The organism is Mesorhizobium sp. M7A.F.Ca.CA.004.04.2.1 (genome assembly GCF_004022825.1).
Classification (GTDB): domain Bacteria; phylum Pseudomonadota; class Alphaproteobacteria; order Rhizobiales; family Rhizobiaceae; genus Mesorhizobium.
Map to the genome: position 1 here is coordinate 1 of NZ_RZPH01000401.1, position 5,082 is coordinate 5,082.

At 58.1% G+C, this 5,082-nt stretch carries 6 protein-coding genes and 1 pseudogene; all 7 read right to left on the reverse strand.

Annotation, left to right across the window (positions count from 1 at the left end; translation table 11 throughout):
• Positions 1 to 498 (reverse strand): TlpA disulfide reductase family protein (locus tag EN893_RS18405; RefSeq protein ID WP_164900947.1); only part of this gene is annotated, 498 nt, incomplete at its 3' end.
• Positions 499 to 1,097: 599 nt separating this feature from the next.
• On the reverse strand, positions 1,098 to 2,111 hold the full coding sequence (locus tag EN893_RS18410) for a 1-aminocyclopropane-1-carboxylate deaminase (RefSeq protein ID WP_024505903.1): 1,014 nt from the start codon (positions 2,109 to 2,111) through the stop codon (positions 1,098 to 1,100).
• A 236-nt stretch (positions 2,112 to 2,347) separates the two neighbouring features.
• The gene (locus tag EN893_RS40040; protein WP_082826585.1) at positions 2,348 to 2,647 is read right to left on the reverse strand and encodes an exopolysaccharide production repressor protein; all 300 of its coding nucleotides are present in this window, start codon (positions 2,645 to 2,647) and stop codon (positions 2,348 to 2,350) included.
• A pseudogene (fdxB, locus tag EN893_RS18420) lies at positions 2,619 to 2,934 on the reverse strand (ferredoxin III, nif-specific). Before fdxB ends, EN893_RS40040 begins: the two are co-directional and overlap by 29 nt.
• Complete coding sequence (locus EN893_RS18425; RefSeq protein WP_224571204.1) at positions 2,931 to 3,089, reverse strand: CCE_0567 family metalloprotein; 159 nt, start codon at positions 3,087 to 3,089, stop codon at positions 2,931 to 2,933. Before EN893_RS18425 ends, fdxB begins: the two are co-directional and overlap by 4 nt.
• A 91-nt stretch (positions 3,090 to 3,180) precedes the next feature.
• Complete coding sequence (locus tag EN893_RS18430) at positions 3,181 to 3,624, reverse strand: DUF269 domain-containing protein (protein ID WP_245456756.1); 444 nt, start codon at positions 3,622 to 3,624, stop codon at positions 3,181 to 3,183.
• A gap of 320 nt (positions 3,625 to 3,944) precedes the next feature.
• Positions 3,945 to 5,082, reverse strand: a 1,138-nt coding sequence (locus EN893_RS18435; protein WP_164900946.1) for a TlpA disulfide reductase family protein, incomplete at its 5' end; no start/stop codon positions are given.

A 5,082-nucleotide genomic window follows, 5' to 3' on the forward strand; every position in this document is an offset into this window, starting at 1 on the left:
GCGCGTTGCATCGGCGGCTTTCGCTTCATAGCTGCTGCGCCAGCTGCCGTTAAGGACTTTCGGCAAAACGTCATCGAGTTCCGCCGGGTGGCCGATAAAAGCGATGTGGCCGTCGCGGTCGACCACGAACGAGGTGGGAATCCCAATCGAAGAGCTGGGATCCATCCAGAGCTTGTTCATTTCGCCAATGTAATCGAACCCGATACGATAATTCAGATTCGGGAACTCCTCGGTCAGCCAGGCATCCACGTTGGTCCGCGCCTCGTCTGCGGTAGGACCCTGTTCGCAGGCGGCAACTCCGACCGCCTCAAATCCGCTGCCTTCATATTTCTCCTGCAGTTCGATCAAATGGGGCATGGCGTCGACACATGGTCCGCACCAAGTCGCCCAAAACTCAACGAGGTAGACCTTGCCGGGCCGAAAGTTCGTGAGGGGCTCGCCACGCAGCCAGTTCTCCACTTTGATCGCAGGAGCCGGGGACCCCATACGCAGTTCCATCTTGGTGTCCAAAGTCATTCCACACCTTTCGTCTCTTTTGTCGCGGAATATTTTCCAGTCAAAATCGGACACGGTCTCGAGGGCATCGCTCCCTCTGGCTTGCTTCAGCGAAGCTCTCACCGTGTTGCCGCACATCAAGCTGCAACGGAGGTGCCAATTCCCTCAGCTCCGGTAAGCGGCGGGAAATGCTTTGAAATTCTCCACGAGGCCAAATGCGGCCGATTGTCGTGAACCCGACATGTCTTCTGCCGCTGTCGGGTTTCGCCCTATCACTCTTGAGAGCTTGGACGGCTCGCCTGTGATTAGACTGGCCTCGGCCCTCGAGCAGTGGCAGTTTGGCGCCAGTTCGAAAGCGCGAACTCGCCGGCTTGGTCCTCGTGCCGCCACCGCCGCGTGTGGATTCTTGCCCCGGAGTCAAAATTCGCCTCGCGGTTGCCAACGGCGGCATGCGCTCAATGCGCGTGGCGTTGAGCACCGACAGCACGTAATGGTACCAATTAGTGGATGCCCGTCGCTGCCTCCACTTCTCCAGCCAAGCGCTCGAACGACGCTACCTACCCACGTTCGAGCGCGACCGCGGAATCGCAGACTGCCGAACGTCAGCCGTTGCGAAAGGTGTAGCCGTACCCGTTGATCGCCGGTGCGCCGCCTAGATGTGCGTAGAGGACCCTCGATCCCTGTGGAAAGAAGCCCCTCTGGACGAGGTCGATCATCCCTTGCATCGATTTGCCCTCGTAAACGGGGTCCGTAATCATGCCCTCGAGCCGCGCGCACAAACGGATTGCCTCTTTGGTTTCCTCCGATGGAACGCCATAACCCGGGTACGCGTAGTCCATGAACAACACCACGTCTGCCTCGACAATTTCCGCTCCGAGGTGGACGAGCTTCGCTGTATTTTGGGCGATGCCAAGCACCTGCGCCTTGGTCTTGGCGGGCATGGCGGAGGCATCGATACCGATCACGTTGCGCTGTCGACCATCCTTGGCGAACCCGACGAGCATGCCGCCGTGGGTTGAACCAGTCACCGTACAGACGACGATATAGTCGAAGGCAAACCCAAGCTGCTCTTCCTGGGCACGCACCTCCTCAGCGAACCCCACATAGCCCAGGCCGCCGTATTTGTGGACAGAGGCGCCGGCAGGTATCGCATATGGCCTGCCGCCCCTTGCCTTGACTTCATAAAGTGCCTTTTCCCAGCTGCGGCGGATGCCGATGTCAAAGCCCTCGTCAACCAGGCGCACCTCTGCCCCCATGATGCGGCTCAAGAGGATATTGCCGACCCGGTCGTAGACAGCATCATCATGTGGGACCCAGCTCTCCTGGACCAGGAGGCATTTCATGCCGATCTTGGCGGCGACCGCAGCGACCATGCGCGTATGGTTGGACTGCACGCCACCGATTGTGACGAGCGTATCGGCATCTGACGCGATCGCGTCGGGCACAATGTATTCGAGCTTGCGCAGCTTGTTTCCGCCGAACGCGAGACCGGAGTTGCAGTCCTCGCGTTTGACGTAGATTTCCACCTTGTCGCCCAGATGCTTGCCGAGGCGGTCGAGCCTCTCGATCGGCGTGGGTCCAAAGGTGAGCGGATAACGTTCGAATTTTTCCAGCATGCTATCTCCAGCAAAAAAGTACCTGAACCTGCTACGCACCGGTCAGCCCAGGGGTATGGTCGCGTGTTAGCCGAACACAGATTCCCTATACGATCAGCTCAGTCATCAGAGGGTGACCAAAATTGGTGTGGGTCTGAGCACTGATCCTGTCATCCGCGCATCAAAGCAGCAGCACATGCTGGGCATTCGACCAAGCCGGGACACAGCTGAAAATTGCATTCCGCAGTTGATCAGAGTCAGACGACTGGTACCCGAGCTTTCCTGTAACCATCGGCATGCTGGCCCCTGTGGCGAGTTCCACGAGCGCGGCTAGAGGACTGCCAGATCAGAAAGAGCACGCGGCCGAAGTAGCCGGCCTGAAGCAGCAGCGAACAGGCCAGCGTCGTGACGACTGCCACACGGAGCGAATCCAAAGCGAAGTAAACCATCGACGCATTGCTGCACAGGACCAGCCCCACGAGCCGACAAAAAGATGAAGTGCACGCCGCTCCCCTGGTTTTCGCCAGATCATGTTGCGAGCTCGTCGGCCGGAACATGCGTCTGGCAGTTCTTGGGGCAGACGCGGCCGCAGGCTCCGCAGCCTATGCAGCGGCCGGCATCATCGACAACCATGATCATGCGATTGAGCTTGCCGTCGAAATCGTCGTCCTCGTCATCGCAGGGGCGAGGATTTCACCCGCATCATCAACGCCGTGAAGATGCATGACATCGCGCGAGCAGACCTTGAAACAACGGCAGCAGCCGATGCAGATTTGCTATCGATGGAGGTCAGGTACGGCGGCATCCAAATGGAGCCGTCACGGGTGGTGAATGTGCGCATCATCCTAAATTCTTCATTGAAGCGAGTTCTCTCTTGGCAACATCCAACTCGGCATAAACGGCTTGGGTTTTCTCGGCGACTTCCTGTATGTCGGCCCACTTGCCCGGCAGACCCTCGACAAGGTCCTGCAATGCCATCTTGGCAATAGCTGCACGCAACTGGAGCTTTCAGACTTTTTTCCTCATCCTATCTAGGTCTGACATAGATCCTTCCTGGAACAATGGTTTTGTTGATGCGCTCCATCTCGGGCTAGGCTTCAATGGCTGCAGTCGCATCGTCGACCAGTTTCGTACCGGCCTCAGCAAGTTTGCGGAAAGTCTCGAAGCCGAACCGGTGGACGTCTCGACAGAACGCCCAACCGCTGGAAACCCGCAGGGGCTTCATTCCAATTATTGGCGACGTCGACACGCCGGAGCGCTCCTCGATCGCAAGCGCTACGGCGGTGTAAAACATGTCGAGCCTCCACAGCGCGTCAGGATCGGGATCGCCGCCAAAGGGTACCGCACGTTGCTGTTGCTTGGTGATGATGAACTCGGCCAGCAGCTCGGCATCCGAATGGCCTTCCCATAAGCCGAAGGAATCCTGAGTACGAATGAGCCGCAGGAGGCATTTGACGAACGGGGAAGCAAGGGCCTCGTCGTCCCCGTGGACAGCAGGGCCAACCGGTTCATGAGGAATTTCGCTTTTCCCCAATTTCAGTACTCCTCTTGAAGGACGATCTCTTTTTCTGCGATGTGTGGTTCGGGCGCTTGCGTGGGCGGGGAATGGCTTGGGCGAGCCGATCCCACGCAACAGTGTCCCGTGGCCGACCTCGAGCACGTCCACCAATGCGAGACCTTTCACCGCGGCGCGAACGCCTGCGCCGCGGTTCGACCCGAGGTAAACGCAATGGAAATTCCACCTGCCGCAAGCCGCGCACTTTTGCGGCATCGACGTTATTGCTGCGAAGTGCGCCTGGGCGGGCGGATTTGCCGGTGTTCAATTCCAATTGTCATGCCCTTCGCGATCCTTGCTCAGGAAGTGACAGCGTTTTGAGTTTCGGAAGTCTTGTTTTGCGGAGCCACACAGAGACCCGCGTGACAGGCAGGCTCACCCGTGTAGTTGGCCAGGGCTTGGAGCAACGAGGTGAGGTAGCGCTGTTTGGTTTGGTCCGGCACTGGCTCCGAATGGTCCAGCGATTTGATTGCCACCTCGATCAACTCGATCGCCCGGTCCTTGTTGCCGCTCTCGTAATAATACTGAGCGACCGGAAAGTAACACCCGAATTTAAAGTCTCCATCGCCTTGCGGAGGATTAAGTTCCAGGATCTGTTCGGAGAGCTCCTTGCCCATCGCAAAGCGATCATCATGCGGAAGATGGGAGTTGTCGATCGTGGGATGGAAGAGTTGGTTCAGCGCCATCACCACCCAAGACATCGCTTCGAACTTTTTGTTGATCGCGTCCTCGACCAATTCGCGCATAAGCGGCAAGCCGGTTTTGATGTCGCGCAGCTTGTGAAGCAGAATATCCGCATGAACCCGCCGAAAATCAAAAGAGTCTGGCATCACGGCGAGGCCTTCTTCGATGGCCAATAGTGCCGCTGCCCAATCCTCGTCCTGCATCGCCGGCCCAAGTTTGGCGTATATCGGCTGACTCAGCGACGATTCGCGCACACGCGAGATTCGCTTTGCATCGACGGCTTTCGCTTCATAGCTGCTGCGCCAGCTGCCGTTAAGGACTTTCGGCAAAACGTCATCGAGAGGTGCCGGGTGGCCGATATAAGCGATGTGGCCGTCGCGGTCGACCACGAACGAGGTGGGAATCCCGAACGAAGAGCTGGGTTCCAGCCAGAGCTTTTTCATTTCGCCAGTGCAATCGAACGCTGTCCGATAATTCAGATTCGGGAACTTCTCGGTCAGCCAGGCATCCACGTTGGTCCGCGCTTCGTCCGCGGTTGCAGCCTTTTCGCAAGCTGCGACTCCGATAATCTCAAATCCGCTGTCTTTATATTTCTCCTGCAGTTCGATCAAATGGGGCATGGCGTGGACACATGGTCGGCACCAAGTCGCCCAAAATTCAACGAGGTAGACCTTGCCGGGCCGAAGGCTCGTGAGGGGCTCGCCACGCAGCCAGTTCTCCACTTTCAGCGCAGGAGCCGGGGACCCCATACGC